This is a genomic window from Mucilaginibacter sp. P4_C11, assembly GCF_056402115.1.
In genome coordinates this window covers 41,030-58,382 of sequence record NZ_JBFUIA010000039.1, presented here as the reverse complement: position 1 = coordinate 58,382, position 17,353 = coordinate 41,030, and the positions used below count along the sequence as shown (strand labels likewise).

General features: G+C 41.8%; 17 protein-coding genes. 10 read left to right on the top strand and 7 right to left on the bottom strand.

Annotation, left to right across the window (positions count from 1 at the left end; all coding sequences use genetic code 11):
• Positions 1-149 precede the first annotated feature (149 nt).
• Both AC1DU2_RS26700 and gpmA read right to left on the bottom strand, forming a co-directional pair.
• On the bottom strand, positions 150-635 hold the full coding sequence (locus AC1DU2_RS26700; RefSeq protein ID WP_477358491.1) for a hypothetical protein: 486 nt from the start codon (positions 633-635) through the stop codon (positions 150-152).
• Positions 636-715: 80 nt separating this feature from the next.
• Complete coding sequence (gene gpmA / locus AC1DU2_RS26695) at positions 716-1,405, bottom strand: 2,3-diphosphoglycerate-dependent phosphoglycerate mutase (RefSeq protein ID WP_477388214.1); 690 nt, start codon at positions 1,403-1,405, stop codon at positions 716-718.
• Between the two features lie 104 nt (positions 1,406-1,509).
• Here gpmA and AC1DU2_RS26690 point away from each other — a divergent pair, with 104 nt between their 5' ends.
• Positions 1,510-2,100 (top strand): acetate uptake transporter, encoded by a 591-nt coding sequence (locus tag AC1DU2_RS26690; protein ID WP_477358486.1) that lies wholly within the window; start codon positions 1,510-1,512, stop codon positions 2,098-2,100.
• Between the two features lie 23 nt (positions 2,101-2,123).
• Positions 2,124-2,507, top strand: a complete 384-nt coding sequence (locus tag AC1DU2_RS26685) for an SRPBCC domain-containing protein (protein ID WP_477358484.1) — start codon at positions 2,124-2,126, stop codon at positions 2,505-2,507.
• Positions 2,508-2,636: 129 nt separating this feature from the next.
• Here AC1DU2_RS26685 and AC1DU2_RS26680 read toward each other — a convergent pair whose 3' ends face one another.
• From AC1DU2_RS26680 to AC1DU2_RS26670, 3 genes are all read right to left on the bottom strand, one after another.
• Positions 2,637-3,071, bottom strand: coding sequence for an OsmC family protein (locus AC1DU2_RS26680; RefSeq protein WP_477358482.1), 435 nt, complete (start codon positions 3,069-3,071; stop codon positions 2,637-2,639).
• A 93-nt stretch (positions 3,072-3,164) separates the two neighbouring features.
• Entirely contained in the window at positions 3,165-3,587 is a 423-nt protein-coding gene (locus AC1DU2_RS26675) for a DUF3052 domain-containing protein (protein WP_477358480.1), read from the bottom strand.
• Entirely contained in the window at positions 3,587-4,018 is a 432-nt protein-coding gene (locus AC1DU2_RS26670) for a DinB family protein (protein WP_477358478.1), read from the bottom strand. Before AC1DU2_RS26670 ends, AC1DU2_RS26675 begins: the two co-directional genes overlap by 1 nt.
• An 84-nt stretch (positions 4,019-4,102) precedes the next feature.
• On the opposite strand from AC1DU2_RS26670, the gene AC1DU2_RS26665 reads away from it, so the two are divergent.
• The 6 genes from AC1DU2_RS26665 (at position 4,103) to AC1DU2_RS26640 (ending at position 13,459) form a co-directional block, all read left to right on the top strand.
• On the top strand, positions 4,103-5,350 hold the full coding sequence (locus AC1DU2_RS26665; RefSeq protein WP_477358475.1) for a nucleoside recognition domain-containing protein: 1,248 nt from the start codon (positions 4,103-4,105) through the stop codon (positions 5,348-5,350).
• A 197-nt stretch (positions 5,351-5,547) separates the two neighbouring features.
• Positions 5,548-9,675 carry a PKD domain-containing protein gene (locus AC1DU2_RS26660; RefSeq protein WP_477388212.1) on the top strand — a complete coding sequence of 1,376 codons (4,128 nt, stop codon included), beginning with the start codon at positions 5,548-5,550 and terminating at the stop codon, positions 9,673-9,675.
• 3 nt (positions 9,676-9,678) lie between these two features.
• Positions 9,679-10,716, top strand: a complete 1,038-nt coding sequence (locus AC1DU2_RS26655) for a PorP/SprF family type IX secretion system membrane protein (protein WP_477388210.1) — start codon at positions 9,679-9,681, stop codon at positions 10,714-10,716.
• A gap of 42 nt (positions 10,717-10,758) precedes the next feature.
• The gene (locus tag AC1DU2_RS26650) at positions 10,759-11,205 is read left to right on the top strand and encodes a hypothetical protein (RefSeq protein WP_477388208.1); all 447 of its coding nucleotides are present in this window, start codon (positions 10,759-10,761) and stop codon (positions 11,203-11,205) included.
• Between the two features lie 218 nt (positions 11,206-11,423).
• Positions 11,424-12,056: an RNA polymerase sigma factor gene (locus AC1DU2_RS26645; protein ID WP_477358466.1), complete on the top strand. Its 633-nt coding sequence runs from the start codon at positions 11,424-11,426 to the stop codon at positions 12,054-12,056.
• The gene (locus AC1DU2_RS26640) at positions 12,053-13,459 is read left to right on the top strand and encodes a hypothetical protein (RefSeq protein ID WP_477388206.1); all 1,407 of its coding nucleotides are present in this window, start codon (positions 12,053-12,055) and stop codon (positions 13,457-13,459) included. Before AC1DU2_RS26645 ends, AC1DU2_RS26640 begins: the two co-directional genes overlap by 4 nt.
• A 98-nt stretch (positions 13,460-13,557) precedes the next feature.
• On the opposite strand, the gene AC1DU2_RS26635 is transcribed toward AC1DU2_RS26640, so the two are convergent.
• The gene (locus AC1DU2_RS26635; protein ID WP_477358462.1) at positions 13,558-14,154 is read right to left on the bottom strand and encodes a 2OG-Fe(II) oxygenase; all 597 of its coding nucleotides are present in this window, start codon (positions 14,152-14,154) and stop codon (positions 13,558-13,560) included.
• Positions 14,155-14,234: 80 nt separating this feature from the next.
• Positions 14,235-14,897 carry an NAD-dependent epimerase/dehydratase family protein gene (locus AC1DU2_RS26630; protein ID WP_477388204.1) on the bottom strand — a complete coding sequence of 221 codons (663 nt, stop codon included), beginning with the start codon at positions 14,895-14,897 and terminating at the stop codon, positions 14,235-14,237.
• Between the two features lie 175 nt (positions 14,898-15,072).
• Here AC1DU2_RS26630 and AC1DU2_RS26625 point away from each other — a divergent pair, with 175 nt between their 5' ends.
• A complete protein-coding gene (locus AC1DU2_RS26625) occupies positions 15,073-15,900 on the top strand; it encodes a glycosyltransferase family 2 protein (RefSeq protein ID WP_477388202.1) in 828 nt (275 codons plus the stop codon).
• Between the two features lie 15 nt (positions 15,901-15,915).
• Positions 15,916-17,328: an oligosaccharide flippase family protein gene (locus AC1DU2_RS26620; RefSeq protein WP_477388200.1), complete on the top strand. Its 1,413-nt coding sequence runs from the start codon at positions 15,916-15,918 to the stop codon at positions 17,326-17,328.
• The last annotated feature ends 25 nt before the right edge of the window (positions 17,329-17,353 follow it).

Here is a 17,353-nt window from a genome sequence, read left to right as displayed (position 1 = left end):
TTCCTTGATTTTATAGTTGATCGCAGAGAAATGAAAGAGAAACTGGCGTCGTTTTTGAAGATGATGAAAAACTAAGTTTCGAATAGTATGATTTAAATAAGAAAGGCCCGATTCGGGCCTTTCTTATTTAAAATGATTTTTATATCTAATTACTTCGCAAAAAAAGCAGCAATGCGTTTGCCAAAGGCCACTGTTAAAATACCCACAAGTACTTTTGTTATTGATGATATTACAGCGTTTTGATCGTTTTCGCTGGATATGTTATACAAACGATACAGCAAATCGGGAACCGTATTAACAATAAGTAAGCCGCCGATGATAATAAGCGCTATTTCATATATCACTTTTCTATCTGCAAACAGTTTTACATTTTCCTGCTTATCTGCACTATTTGTAATAAGCCTGGTAATCAGTTTTGTGCCGGCTATTAAAAAGATGGATAAGGCCAGCATAAAAGCAAAGTTTATGATATTTAGCCAAAATAAGTTCATTTGTTCAGTCGCATGGTCGGCACCCGAAATAGCACTGAAAGTTTTTAAGAAGGTGAAAAAACCGGGGACTTTGGATAGGTTGGAAACCAGCAGGTAAACACCAAGTATCTTTATGGTTATTTCATAAATATCAGATTTCTTCATTTTTAATTTAGCGTATGGTTTATAATTAATCGGGACGACTAAGATAAACAAATGCGCTGCATATCCATGAAAATCAAACCTCAATCCAAATAATAATGCCTTATCTGGTTTAACCCATGATCCAATTCATAAACCCAGGGTGTAGCTGTGGGTATTTCAAGCTGGGTTACCTGCTCATCGGTAAGGCAATCTATATACTTAATTAACGACCGCAGGCTGTTGCCATGGGCAACTACAATTACCTTTTGGTTACGGCGCATGGCACTTACAATAGTTTCGTTCCAAAAGGGCAATACCCTATCCATGGTCTCGCTGAGGTTTTCGGTTAGTGGCAGCTCGCGGTCTGTTAAATCTTTATAGCGCAAATCATGACCGGGAAACCGTGGATCGTCACGTGTTACAGCAGGCGGGTGCTCGTTGGGGTCGCGCCGCCATTTTTGAACCTGTTCGGCACCATATTCGGCTATGGCTTCATCTTTGTTCATGCCCTGTAAAGCGCCGTAAAAACGTTCATTCAGCCGCCATGACTTCTCAACCGGAATCCACAAATGATCCAACTCCTCCAATATAAAATGCATGGTTTTAATGGAACGTTTTAAGTACGAGGTGAAACCAACATCAAAGTTATAACCATTCTTTTTAAGGATCTGCCCTGCTTTGTGGGCCTGCTGATAGCCATTTTCGGATAAATCGACATCCTCCCAACCTGTGAAACGGTTTTCAAGGTTAAAAATACTTTCGCCGTGGCGTATCAATACTATTTTTTGCATAGGTACTTGCTTAACGCAAAAGTAAGGGCAGAGTTGTAAATAAAATTGTAAAATATTCATAAATCATTTAGCTTGCATTATAAACCAATTAATACTAAACCAATATGATCCCTACTACACCTGCCCCTGTAAAGGATGGCATCGCTAATCCGGCTCCGCTTGGGCTTTGCGCCTTCGGCATGACAACCGTTTTATTAAACATTCATAACGCCGGTTTTTTTGAAATGAACAGCATGATACTGGCTATGGGCATTTTTTACGGCGGCCTGGCCCAGGTTATTGCGGGCGTTATTGAGGCAAAAAAGAATAACACATTTGGGCTAACCGCATTTACATCCTACGGTTTTTTCTGGCTATCGTTAGTTGGTCTTATTGTAATGCCAAAACTTGGTTGGGGTACAGCACCATCTGAAGGCGCCATGTGCGCTTATTTAGCCGTTTGGGGGGTATTTACCTTCCTGCTGTTTTTTGGTACTTTAAAGTTAAACCGCGCTTTACAGTTTGTTTTTGGCTCGTTAACCATATTGTTTTTCTTATTAGTGGCAGGTGATGCAACAGGTAATCCTACTATTAAACATTTAGCTGGTTATGAGGGTATTATTTGTGGCGCATCGGCCATTTACACAGGAATTGCCAACGTATTAAATGAAGTTTACGGTCGTGTGGTATTGCCAATAGGCCCTGTAAACGTTTAAAATAATCTTGCTAAATTGCGCAGGTGAAAGATTTTAAAAAATACTACAGCATACCGGCAACGCCCGACGAAATTTATATGGCATTAACCAACCCCATAACTATCGAGTTATGGACAGGTGAAACAGCCCAAATGAGTACCGAACCAGGTTCGGAATTCTCGATGTGGGATGGAAGTATTGTTGGTAAAAACATAGAATTTGAGCCCGGTAAAAAAATTGTACAGCAATGGTATTTTGAAGGAAAATCGGATGATTCGATAGTTACTATAAAACTACACCCCGACAAACAAGGTACATCTGCCGAACTTAGGCATACCAACATCCCGGATGAAGATTTTGATGATATTACCGATGGTTGGACTTATAGCTATTTTGGTGGTTTAACAGACTTTTTTGAAGGCGAATAACTGGAATCGGTGCGGTAATAAGGTTAAAACAAAAAAAGCGATGAGTAGAATTCATCGCTTTTTTAATGTCAAATAAAGTCCTGAGATAAATCTTAAAATTTCAAGAGCTTCATGGAGGCTGGTTGACCTTTATATTTCTACTGCCGGATGAACAAATACCTTTGATTTGATTTCCGCGCCGGCTTTACCAAGTGTAGCGGCCACAGAACAATATTTGTTTAATGATAATTCAACCGCACGGGCTGCTTTATCTTCATCAATATCTCCATACAAATGAAATTCAACTTCGATATCCTGCCATAACGATGGTTCTTTGCCGGCTTCACGTTCGCCGTTAACTACCATTTTATAGTCCTTTACTTCCTGGCGTTGTTTTTTTAAGATGCTGATAACATCAATTGCCGAGCAACCTGCAAGGCCCATTAATAGCATTTGCATCGGGCGTATCCCAAAATCTTCGCCACCACTTTCGGGGCTGCTATCCATTTTTACTGTGTGACCAATGGAATCAACGGCCTCGAAGCCGAAATCGCCATGCACACGTTTAAGTTCTATTGTGGCCATAGTATTAAAGTTATAATGATGCTAAGTTAGGTAATTGTTGGCGTTTGCAAATAATAGCCGATGATTGTTTACGCTGTTATTACGAAAAAAGTTTTAAGCCAATGATTTTCTATCCTTTACCGGAATAACCAATTTTAAACCCGACCAAATTTCGTCTACAGCACAAACCTTTATATCAACCATTCCTATTTTAAGTGCGAAATTCCGGATCACATCTTCCGTAATATCGGTAACTACTTTCGACGCTTTCTTGGGCCATGAAACCCAGATAATCCCATCGGGCTTTATTTGCTTCATCAATTGTGGCAAATTGGTTAAAAATTCATCCTTGCTTTTAGTGAAAAAATGAACCAGGTCTTTCTTAATGCCGACATCAATCACAAAATAAACATCCGTGGGCATATCGGTAAATAACTGGAGATAATAATCGGGCGAATTAATCAGCATTACTTTTGCCAAAGCCTTTATGCCCAGTTTTTTTGCTAATGGGGTGCCGGAGTATCCTGCCGTGTTCATCAGATAGTTTTTAAATGATGTATCAGATGTTCAACATAATCATTAGCCAGCCATTCAACAGTTTGAAGGTTGGGTTCACCTTTGCTGTTATCGCAACGGGCGTTAAGCCTATCGGCGGGGTAGCTTTCCCAAACCCTTATTATTTGCCTGTTAAGCAAAATCCAAAGGTCGAGCAATTCTTTAATATCAACGTCCTGGTAATGCTGCACGGCTACGTAGGCATCCTGCTGGTAAACCAGTTTAAAGTTTTCCTCATAGGTACAACGTACAAAACGCTGAAGGTTTATTTGGGCGCTATCAATCAGGTGGCCAATGATCTCTTTTTTAGACCATTTTCCAGGCGCCGGCCTCAAATCCCATTCGTCATCGGGCGACCTGGTTTGCAAAAAATCGGTTATAGCTGTGTTTAAAATGGCAGAAGTAGTGGTCATTGTGTGTTTTTAAATTGAGTATTTAAAGATTGTTATTTCATATTGAAATACAAAACCATTAACTTCAAAGCCTTAAAGATACATATGGCCCTTAATTATATCTGGATAGCATTTTTTTTGATCGCTTTTGTTGTAGCACTTATTAAGCTTGTTTTTTTTGGCGATGTAGAGGCTTTTAAATTGCTTGTTGACGGTATTTTCAATTCGTCAAAATCATCAGTAATGGACATTGCCTTACCATTGGTTGGCGCTATGGCTTTTTGGCTGGGGATATTAAACGTGGGCGAAAAAGCAGGCGCCATAAATTTCCTGTCGCGCCTGGTAGGGCCATTTTTTAGCCGCCTGTTTCCTGATGTGCCTAAAAAGCATCCGGCCGTGGGCCAAATGCTCATGAACTTTTCGGCCAATTTGCTTGGGCTGGACAATGCAGCCACCCCACTGGGTTTAAAAGCTATGGGGAGCCTTCAGGAGTTAAACCAGGATAAAGAATCGGCATCAAACGCTCAAATCATGTTCCTGGTACTGCATACTTCGGGCCTGCAGATGTTGCCGGTAACTATTATAGCTCAACGCGCAATTATGAATGCCAAAGATCCCGCCGATGTGTTTTTGCCTTGTATTATTGCCACCTATGCTGCCACTGTGGTTGGTTTATTAATAGTTGCAATAAAACAAAAAATCAACCTTTGGGATAGGGTAATTATAACATGGCTTGGTGGCTTAACCGCTTTTATTACCCTGGTAGTTTGGTATTTTACAACGCATTTATCACATGATCAAATTAGCATCGTATCGAAGGTTGTAAGCAACTTTTTGCTCTTCTTTATTCCGGTAGTATTTATTGTGGGCGGGGTGGTAAAAAAAATCAATGTATTTGATGTTTTTGTAGAAGGTGCCAAGAGTGGCTTTGAGACCTCTGTAAAAATTATCCCCTACCTGGTTGCTATGCTGGTAGGCATCAGCGTATTCAGGGCCTGCGGGGCTTTAGATTATATGAACGATGGATTACGCTGGGTTTGTGTTAAAGCAGGTTTAGATACCCGTTTTGTAGATGCCATGCCGGTTGCTTACATGAAACCGCTAAGTGGATCGGGGTCAAAAGGGATGATGATAGATGTGATGAAACATTTCGGCACCGATAGCTTTGCGGGCCATCTGGGCAGTATATTCAACGGGTCGGCCGATACTACTTTTTATATTGTGGCCTTGTACTTTGGTACTGTTGGCATCAAAAAATCCCGCTATGCTATCCCGGCCGGCTTAATTGCCGATTTAGCCGGAATCATAACTGCCATATTTATTACTTACCTGTTTTTTGGCAATTTAAAATAAGCTCAGCACTGTTTTTGAATTATTAATCGGCAGCTACCTTTTAAAGCTGTAAAGGCAATTTTTTGTCGATTTTTGATAAAATGACGCGTTTTCGAAATTTTGCTTTTTGCAATGAATTCAATTAATATTTGAAAATAATTACTATTTTCGATCAAACTATTGAATTGTAAGCAATTTTAGATCATAAAAGCAGGTGAATGAACAAAATATTTACTAAAAATTTATTTTTTTTTGCTTTATTTAATTTAGTTGCTTTTTCCGCCTTAGCGCAAACAATAACTATCGGCAATATTGACGCTGGCCCTTACGCGCCTGGATCGACAATAAGTGTTCCCATACAACTAACCGGTTCGTGTATAAATCCCGCTAACACTTACAATCTTTACCTTTCAAATGCCAGCGGAAGTTTCGCGTCGCAAAAATTAATCGGCAAATTTACGGGCAACTATGCAACCTTTGTAAACGGTATCATCCCTGCTGGCACTGGTACTGGCAGTGGTTATCTGGTTAAAGTGGCGGCTACCAATCCGGCGGTTACCAGCGGTGCGTCGGCTGCATTTTCGATTATAGCCGGCACAGGCACTGTTGCAGCTTTAAATTCGCAATCGATAGATGCCAATTATCCCGAAGTGTTTGGTTCATGTTCGGGGGCCAGCAATTCTTCTTACAATTTTATTAATACATCAACAACAGGCGCCACCGTTACTGCAAGTTTTTACAATGAGCTTTCGAAGGTCACCGAGGCATTGAACGTTGATTTTACCAACAACGGCAATTTTACAGCCAAAACAGCCAATTATACGGTTAGCGTAAAAGCTACAGCAGGAGGCATTGTGGGCACTTATGCATATACCCTTGTCAATAACCTGGTTAACAATAGTTTTGGGGTTGAGGGCAGCACCACAGCATGCCTTGGCAGCGGGGCTACCAATTTAACTTACAACATCGACCCTAATGTTATAAAAAACAACTATCCGGGGCTGCTTTATAATGTTTCCTGGGGCGATGGTACAGCATCTGTATCTTATACCTACTGCCAGGTACTTGCAGCCGGCGGTAAAGTTTCGCACGAATATGTTAAAGCATCGTGCGGAAACATTGTTAAGGGCCAAAACAATTCGTTCGAAGTAAAACTGCAATTAGTTAGCCCTTTTTGTGGTAATGTAGGTACGCCTGTTGCCAGTTACGCAAAGGTAATAGCTCCCCCAATTAACCTGCCGGTTGTGCCGGTGGCTGCTTGTGTAAATACAGCGGTTAAATTTGTAAACAATTCGTTTCCGGGCGATGATCCCAACAGCACATCAACAACCTGCTCAAACAGCAAAGCCCGCTATACCTGGCTTGTTGATGGTGTAACCAAACAAGTTAATTACAAACTATCTGATGCCTTCCTTTATACTTTTACAACTACCGGTATACATACGGTAACCCTGCAACTGCAAAACAACACCGGCTCATGCGCGGTCGCTGATGTTACGCAGGATATTTGTATCCAGGAACCTCCTGTGCCCGCCTTTTCGCTGCCTGTTAATTCGGGTTGCATTCCTCTTGCAGTTACCCCGGTAAACACATCAAAAATCGATTCAAATTGCAATAACACCAATAAATACGTTTGGACTGTTACCGGCCCAACGCCGGTAGCTTATGCAAACGGAACAAATGCCAACAGCCAAACACCCCAGTTTTTGTTTAATAAAACAGGTGTTTACACTATCAAACTGGCCATCTCAACAGTAAGTTGTGGCCTGATAACCGATGCCACTGTACAAACCGTTGTAGTTGATGATACGCCCACGGCCACACTATCAAAAGACACCGTATTTTGCGGAACAAATACCACCCTTAAATTTGATAATACCAACAACAGCGCTACCAGGGTAACATTTTCCGGATCGGCGCAAAACACTGGCGCAACCTACAAATGGACGGTAGCCGGCGGCGCCTTTACATTTGTTAATAATACCAGTGATGTTTCACAGTATCCGGTCATAAAGTTTAACGATTTTGCCAGGTATACTGTTAGCGTAACCAATACCAACGTTTGCGGAGCGCCGGCCAGCAGTAGTCAGCAATTAGAATTTATAGCGGCACCAACTGTTACGGCGGGCACCTACCCTGCTGTTTGTGCCRGAACGCCTGTTAATTTGAATGGTACATCCAATAATACCTCAATAAAAATGCGCTGGGCCGGCGGTACCGGTACTTTTAGCGACCCGAACCTGGCGCAAACTGTTTATACACCATCGCTGGCCGAAATAAAAGCGGGCAAGGTTACACTTGTTTTTCAGGGCATAACTACACTGGCTGCACCCTGCGATACCATAACCGACCCCACAACAATCATCATCAATAAGGCAGACTCAATTACAAGTAAAAATACAGTAACTTCATGTGCAGGAAAGCCGCTTAGTTATAATATCACGGCTACGAAACCTACAACAACATTTACCTGGGTAGTTGATGCATCAAAAACCAGCGCAACTGCGGGTGGCTACACGGTAAGCGGCAGCGGTAGTTTTATCAACGATGTTTTAACTAACAGCGATTTAAACGACAATGCAACTGTAACCTATAATATTATATCAACCAGCCAGGGGTGTGTGAGCGGTGTATTTGTGCTTACTGTAACCATACCTCCTGCTATTGCTACCCCTTCATTCACCAAGGATAATAGTACCGCATGCGGTAATCTGCTGGTTCAGTTCACCAATACTTCGAAGCCTTTAAACAGCGTTTTTTTATGGGATTTTGGAGATGGTTCAACAGATACGGGGATTAATCCCCAACACACATTTTTGGCAAAAACAGACGGACGGGATACTGTTTATCACATCAGTTTAAGCATTGTAAGCAATTGTAATATAGCTGCTCCCTATCTCGATTCGGTGAAGATAAGCCCACAGAAACCTGTTGCAAGGTTAATTCCAGATAGAGTTGAAGGTTGCTCTCCTTTTATAGTAACCGGCAAAAACTCATCGCCTGGGAAAAACTTACAATACACTTACTACCTGTATGATGGACCGTTGCTGCTGGAATCAAAGGTGTATACAGATAAAAGTGATTTTAAATTCGACACGCCGTTAAATACCACCCGCACAAAGCAATACACCATATTTATGATTGCCCACGATTACTGTGGTAATACCGATACTACACTGAAACGTACCATAACGGTATCGGCCCCAACCATTACACCAGATATGTTTTTTCTGAATAATAAAAACAGCGGTTGTGCACCTTTAAATTTAACGTTTGTAAATAATTCATCAGGCGGCGATACATTTTATTATACCATTTATGATGATAAATATGCTGTAGTAACCAATGTAGCCGCCGGTACCGATAATTTGCCTTACGTGTTTACAAAACCAGGCTTGTATTACATAACTATTACGGCTTCAAGTAAATGCTCGTCAGGTGTCGAGTCATCAAAATCAACAAACCGGGTTATGGTATATGATATACCAAAGGCCGGCTTTGCAGCATCAGATACCACAGGTTGCCGAAATGTTACAGCATCATTCACAAACACAACCTATGCCGACCCTAATACGCAGCCGGTAGCTTTATCCTATACTTGGTATTATGGAGACGGTGCCACAGCAACCGGATTTACGCCGCCGCCGCATACCTATAGTTTTAAAAATTCGCCATACACGGTTAAACTTGTAGCTGTTAACCCGCTTACCGGCTGTGCAGACAGTTTAGTAAAAAAAGACTATATCAAAGTTACATCGCCCCCGGGGACTGCTTTTACGGCAAGCCCTGATACGATAACCAGTATACCAAATTACCAATTTCAGTTTGTTGACCAAACCACGGGATCACCAGCCAACTGGGCCTGGGATTTTGGAGACGGAACCTTAAGCGCCCGCCCTAACCCATCTCATACTTATGCCGATACCGGAAAATACAAAGTGACACTGATAACCAGCACTAAAGATTTTTGCGATAGTGCGGCAACACACTATGTGCGCATAACCGGCATTCCCGGCGAACTGTATTTACCAAATGCATTTATGCCCACCAGCGGTACAACCGAGCTAAGAAGGTTTGCAGCTAAAGGATCGGGTATTAAACAATGGCACCTGCAAATATTTAATGGTTTTGGCCAGTTAATTTGGGAAACCACCAAACTATCGGCCCCTAAAGGCACCCCTATTGACGGCGACGGTTGGGACGGTACTTTTAAAGGCGTACCGGTAGAGCAGGGCGTTTACGTATGGCAGGCTTCGGCAACGTTTATAAACGGCAGCGAGTGGAAAGGGATGTCGTACAATAATTCATTACCCAAACGAACGGGTGTTGTTCATTTAATAAGATAAATAATGCGCGTTTTGCTCAAAGGATATATCTTGTGGTTATTAATACTGTTGTGTGGCAAACTGGCCGTTGCCCAGGACCACATGTATTCGCAGTTTTTTAATTCGCCTGTATATCTTAACCCTGCATTAAACGGGCAGTTCCAGGGCGATCTGCGGATGAATTTAATTTATCGCAATCAATTTACATCGGTGCCCGGTGGCTTTAATTATCTTACCGCATCTGTTGATTACAATATCCCGCAGTTTGGTGGCGGGGTTGGTTTAATATTTACCCGGGGCAACGAAGGTACCGCCGGGCTTACCAAAAACAATATAGCCGGTATTTATTCTTATAGTGTTGGTTCTGATGATTTTGTATTGTCGTTTGGCATACAGGCGGGGGTAACCAACCGCACCGTGGATTATGGTAAATTGATATTTAGCGACCAGATTGACCCGCGTTTAGGGTACATCCCCGGATCGCCAACAAATGCCGAGTCACCACGATTCGACAACCGGTTTTATTTTGATGCCGGCGCCGGGGTAAACCTCGCTTTAAGCGATTTTAATATTGGCGGCGCGTTGCAGCATATCAACCGCCCCAATGAATCATTTACCGGTACACCCGCAAAACTACCTATGCGCGGCACAGCACACGTAAGCTATAGATGGGACCTTAATAAGGATGAGAATCTTGATGAGGACGAGAAATCATTTTTTATTCCATCGGTAGTTTTTTATAAGCAATCAACGGCGCAATCAATAAATATAGGGCTGCAATATAAAAGGCATAACCTCAATGCCGGTTTATGGGTGCGTACTGCCGGATCAGGCGGACCCTCGGCTATTACATTTTCGTTAATATTTGATTTGTTTTTAAACAAAGAAAGCGGAGAGAAATTCAGGCTGGGTGTAAGCCACGATGCGCCAATTTCGGGACTCAATTACAGCAACACCAGCGGCACAACCGAAGGAAGCATTGGTTATGAAACCACCCTACCCTCGCGCACGGATACCTACCACAAATTTGAAGGGGCAAGACGTTGTTATGATTTTTATTAAGAATTTATTTATATCTTTATCAGTTATATATCCTGAATTAAGATGGAGAAAATCTATCAAAAAGCAAGACCTGACCAGTCTTATCTTAAAGACAAGCAACATAAAAAGAAAACAGCCATGATAGGTGCATGGATGTTGGCGCTTTTTGGAATTATTTTTATGATAGTGGTGGTGAAATTTGCTACATCCGGCGGCTCATCTGATATGCTTACCTTTACCATGTTCCCAAACAGCGATGATGCTTACCAGGTGGCTAAACAGTACATTGCCCCTACTATCAAATCGAGCAATCTTGCTTTTGCCGAAGACCGTTACCAGTTTGCAAAAAAGTCCGACTCGGTATTTGTAATAAAATCTTACGTAACATCAATTGATGAAAAAGGAGCAAAAGTAAAAACCAATTTTCAGATCACGTTAAAATATGACGGAGGCCCCAAAGCGGTGCAGGATAACTGGACAATGATTGATATGAATGAGGTAGCAGAATAGTGCTTCAATATTCAGGACGGTTCGCGATCTATAAAACGTTTTAATAATACCTTTTGTATTGTTCTTCCACTTCTTATCAGGAGAAAACGGATGACAGCGGGCAATTTTTATCGTAAATAAGCTTTCTTTAAAAAAAAAGTAAATCCACAGGCAACCCTTTATAACATAAATACGTGTTAGTTGCAAACAGGAATTAATTAAACAGGTAGCCCGTATATATGGGAGAAGCAGAACTACAACAATTGATTGCGGGCTGTTTACAGCAAAGCCGAAAAGATCAGAAGATGCTATATAAAGCGTTTTACGGCTTTGCTATGAGTATATGCCTTAGGTACGCAGGCAATAGGTATGAAGCTGCTGAAATCATGAACCAGGGTTTTTTAAAGGTATTTACCAACCTGCAGAAATATGACGCCAGCCGCCCTTTTATTGCATGGGTTGGCAGGATTATGATGAACACCTCGATTGATTATTACAGAAGTAACCTGAAGCTATCGCTCACTGATGATCTTGATGCCGCCGAGGACATAGGGCACAATGAACTCCCCGACCAGAAGTTAAATTACGATGATCTTATTGGCATGGTGCAACAACTGCCTAACGCTTACCGTACGGTGTTTAACCTGTTTGCTATTGAGGGATTTTCGCACGAGGAGATAGCGTCGAAACTAAATATAAGTACGGGTACGTCAAAATCAAACCTGTTTAAAGCGCGTGAAAAATTAAAAAATATGGTAATCAATTCCGGCAGGTTGCCGGAGAGTAATTCCGGCAGCGGCCAACATACCATTGTGGCTATTGGCACTATAAGTATCAGCATGTCGGTATTAATAGAATTAATAATGAAATGAAAGAGAAGCACGAAAATAAACTGGATCAATTGTTCAGGGACGGCTTATCCGGTCCTGAAGACCACTTTGCTTTTCGTGAGGAGGATTGGGAATCAATGGAACAGCTGTTGGATAAAAAATCCAACAAAAAGGCAGGGTTTATCCGCATCATGTATTATGCATCCGGCATTGCAGCTTTATTGCTGCTTGCTTTGGGCTTATACTTTTATAGTAAAACCGATAAAATAGATCCAACCAAATTACAAGGCAAGGTTAAAACTAAAACAAGTAATGATAAAAGGCTTATCGGCTCACCTGATCAGTCGCAGAGCAACGGCACGATAAGAGATACAACAACAGGCCTTGCTACAACCATCCCCGCTACTAACAGTAAACATGCACAGGGGGATACCCTGTTTGGCAAAACAAAAAATACTGCTGTAAATGAGGGTGTTGTCAAAAAACAATCTTCAAAAGTAAACACAGCTGCAGGTGGCAGTCTTTACAATAAAGCTGCAAATATGGCTATCAACCATGCTTTACCTGGAAACGCTGCGCCGAAAACCGAAACAAGTAACAAAGTTACGCCGGGCACCGATGTAACTCAGTTGGCCGCAAACAAAACACAACCGGCGAATCAAATAACCAAAAACAAAACAGCTGGTATTGATACACTTTTTGATGGCAATAAAATAGCATCGGCAAGTAATCAGGTAAAAAACAATATAACAACAAATCAAAATACGGATACACTTACCGGTAAGGCTAAAGAGCAGGAAGCAAAAAAACAGATGGCTATTGTTAAGGCATCAGCAATAAAAAACAGGCCACAGTTTTCTATCAGCGTATTGGCCGCATCTGATGCTAATGCGGTAAATTCATTTGGACATAGCCAAACAGGCACCAATTATGGATTACAGCTTTCGTTACGTGTAACAAGGAAGCTCACCATCAGTACTGGTGTAGCATACGCTATTAAGCCGTATTCATCAACACCTACCAGTTATTCGTCTGCGTCTTACAATCCGTCAATAGCGCCTACGAATGTCCAGGCAAACTGTAAGGTACTTGATATTCCTTTGAATCTCAGCTACCAGTTATATTCAAAAGGAAGCAATACTATTGGTGTGGGTACAGGGTTATCGTCCTATTTTATGCTTAAAGAAAACTACAGGTTTGATTACTCGGCCGAGAGCGGTTGGAAGCCATATAACCTGGAAGTACGAAATCAAAATACTCACCTGTTTGGCGTACTGAATGTAAATGTTAATTATCAGCGAAGAATAAACTCAAAGTTTAGCGCGGTTTTACAGCCTTACATGAAACTGCCACTTACCGGTATTGGCAATGGCAAGGTCGATCTGAAATCAACCGGCGTTGCGCTTGGTATAAACTGGAACATTGGTTCGGGCTTTAAGCCATGATAGTCTGAAGTCTTAAGTTTGAAGTCGAACACTTTAAGTTATAAAACGATTTTGGGGTTTTTGACTTAGGACTTAATACTTTCGACTTCAGACTTATTTTAATGGTCAACCTTTAACCATCCGGTAATGCTCATCCTGGGTGTTTGGGTGCACAAAACTTCATGGACAAGTTCGTTACTTTTAAAGAATACCGTACGACCGTTTTCAGGGCCGATATTTTGCTCGCGATTTCCATGGTGTATGCGCAATTCGCCACCATCGGCGGCTAACCACCCTGTGTTTAAATACATGATCATTGAATATTTGCGGCTATCGTTATTCCTAAACTGATCAAGGTGTTTTTTGTAGAAAGCCCCTTTTTCATACAACGTATAATGAAATTCATAGCCTGTAATACCGGTATAACATGTTTTATTAAGATAAGCTACAAAACTATCCATCAGGTCGAAAAAATCATTTTCGCATGGGGTGTCATGTTTACGGTCGAGCCAGTAAATATGGTCACCCCTAACCTTGGTGTCGTGGTTCACGGTTTTATCGTTACCAGTTCCGGCAGATAATAACAAGCTTGATTTAACAAGTGCCAGCAGATTAAGCTTAAGATCGGCAGCAAGCGTATCGCTTAAAAAGTGATCGGCAATGCCAACTTTGTCAGCAAGATAACTATCGATAAGGCAATTGAATGAGTCTTCCAATAAAGGTGGGTTAGCATGTTGGTCCGGCTAATGCAGGCATGTGGTTAAATATACCCCTTTTAGTCGGCCAAGCGGCATTATTACTTAGCCAACGCTATAATATCTTTCCCTTCTATCACTTTTTTGGGGTATGGGTGGTTCACTACCTTTATCATGGCAGCAGCCAATTCCTCCAAAGTGCAAAACCCGGCCGGGTAAAGCGCGCGGCCAACCGGGAATAGCCAGTTGATATATTTGTAAAAACTGTGGGCATTTTTCAAGCCCTTTATCGGTTTTATAAAACCTGGTCTAAAGGCGTACACTTGTTCAAAAGGCAGTTTCATCAAATCATTCTCTGTTTTACCTTTTACTGCTGCCCAGCCATTGCCCTTTTCATTAGTATCTGTGCCGGCGCCCGATACATAACAGAAAGTCATGTCAGGATCTTGCTTTGACAATATTTCGGCCATGTGAATGGTTAGCGTATACGTAAGCTTATAATATTCATCCGCTTTTTTGCCAACCGAAGTAACACCCAGGCAAAAAAAGCATGCGTTATAACCGGCAAGCTGATCATTGATTGGCGAGAGATCAAAAAAATCGGCATGAATAATCTCCTTTAATTTTGGATGCGATATTCCCGAGGCCTTGCGGTTAATCACTAAAACCTGCTCAACATCCGGACTTTGCAGGCATTGATGCATAAGCCCCTCGCCTACCATTCCGGTTGCACCGGTAACAATGGCTCTTATTCCTGTTTTCATGTGGTAAATGTATTTGTATAAAATTAACGCTTTAAAATGAGGCCGGCACGCGCTTTTTAAAATAAGTTTTCGGCATGCGGGCAACCCTTCCACCTAAAATAACGATATAGTTAATAGATGCCTGCTTCTTCTTGTATCACTTGAAGCGACAGACGCCGACTAACATTACTATAACATGAATCCAATTTCTATTGTGATCATTACCAAAAACGAGGCCGGTACCCTTGTTAAAAGCATCCCGCTGCTGAAACAGATCAGCGACGACATTATTGTGATTGACAATAACAGTACCGACCAAACCGTGACTATAGCTATCGCATATGGCTGCAAAGTATTTCAAAAAGTATGGATTGGCTATGGCGCCAACAAAAATAAAGGCATTCAGTTGGCGCGATATAACTGGATACTGAGCGTTGATGGCGATGAGATACCCGACCAGGCCCTGATCAACTCAATAAAGGGAATTGCCCGCGACGATGATAAAACTGTCTACGATATAGCTTTTAAAACATATTTTGGCAAAAAGCTTATCCGCTTTGGTAACTGGGGCCGCGATCACCATATCCGCCTGTTCAACAGGCAATATGTTAAATGGAACGAAACGCCGGTACACGAAACACTGCAACTGCCGAAAAATGTTATCATAAAGAAACTGGCTGGCAACCTGCACCACTATTCAGTAAAAAACCGGGCCGAATACGAGAAGAAGACAATACACTACGCTCAATTAAGTGCCATAAAGTACCTGAAAGCCGGAAAAAAGGCAGGCCTGGTAAAGCTGTATTTGGCGCCCGTATTTCATTTTGTGAAAACCTACCTGTTTTTATTGGGCTTTTTGGATGGCAAAGAAGGCTTCATCATCTCGCGGATGGCGTTTAAAAATACATGGCTAAAATATTATTACCTTAGTAAAGCTACACAAAGCGTAAGAGACAAACCTTTATACCAGCATGACATACCTGCCATGGCATATAAGCTTAATACCCATGCGCGTGTTGAATAAACCGCAACATTGTTCATGAAAAAAAAGCTGGTAATTGATTTTTCGGCAAATACATTGCAGCTTGTCATCAACCAGTTGTTTGGAGTGATCATTTTTTATGTATTATCTGTAAATCTGGATAAAAATAGCTTTGGGCAGATTAACCTTGCTTTAGCAGTGCTGCTATCTGCATTCAACATACTTTCTTTTGGTATCGACCAGGTGGTTATTAAAAAAGTAGCGCATGGCGATGATGCCCAAACCGTTTTGTCGCTTTACGCTTTCCACGTATTGTTTACCGGCGGCCTGTTTTATGGTATCCTGTTATTTGGCCGGGCGTTTTTTATCCACGATAATGAAGTATACCGGCTTATATTATTATTGGGCGTGGGCAAGCTCATGATCTTCTTTTCCACACCGCTAAAACAGGTTTCAAGCGGCATGGAGCGGTTTAAAGTATTGGCATGCATGCTGGTTGTATCCAACGTATTAAGGGGCACCAGTCTGCTTGTGTTAGCTCTTTTACACCAGGTAAGCGTCGGCACTATAATATGGGTATTTATTGGTGGCGATGTACTTGAATTGGTTGTATCCTTTTATCTTTTCAGGCGCTATGTACGGGTGCCTGTACTTCCGGCCTGGAGAAAGTTACCTTACTTTGCCTTGCTGCGCCAATCAATACCACAGGTTGGGGTGGTGCTAATTACATCGGCCCTGGCCCGGTTTGATTGGTTGTTCATCGGGTTTATGGTATCGGCTGTTAGTTTGGCCGAGTATAGTTTTGCTTACAAAATATTTGAGATCTCTACCCTCCCCCTGTTAGCCATAGCCCCTTTAATTCTACCCCGTTTTACCAAATTGTTTAAAACAGGCGACCATCGGCAGGCCGATTTTAAATTACTCATCAGGATAGAACTTATCATTGCCGCGTTTACTGCTTTAGTGTTAAATATGTGTTGGAACCCGGTAGTTGACAACATAACCCATGGCAGGTATGGTGCGGTTAATACAACCACCATATTCATCCTCTCGCTCTGTTTACCCCTCATGTACCTGAACAACTTTTTGTGGACTATTTTTTTTGCGCAAAACAGGTTAAAAATGATCTTTCATTCATTCCTGATCACTTTTGTCGTAAACGTAGTTGGCGACCTGATATTAATCCCTTTTTACAAAAACGAAGGAGCGGCACTTGCTTTTTTATTGGCCTGCCTGGTGCAAGCTATTTTCTATCTGGCCAATGACAAATCGGGACTTAAAGGGTCTTTTAATACACTCGCCATTGCTATGGCATGTGCCTTTTTTAGCGGCCTTGCAGCCAAATTCCTGTTTCAAAACACATGGCTGGCGGCAACTATCGCGGTAGCATTTTACGGCTTATCGTTATTAATTACCACACAGTTAAAGCGGGATGACAGAGCAGGCCTGATTAGGTTACTAAACTGGTAAAATAAGACATCTCTTGTTTTACACA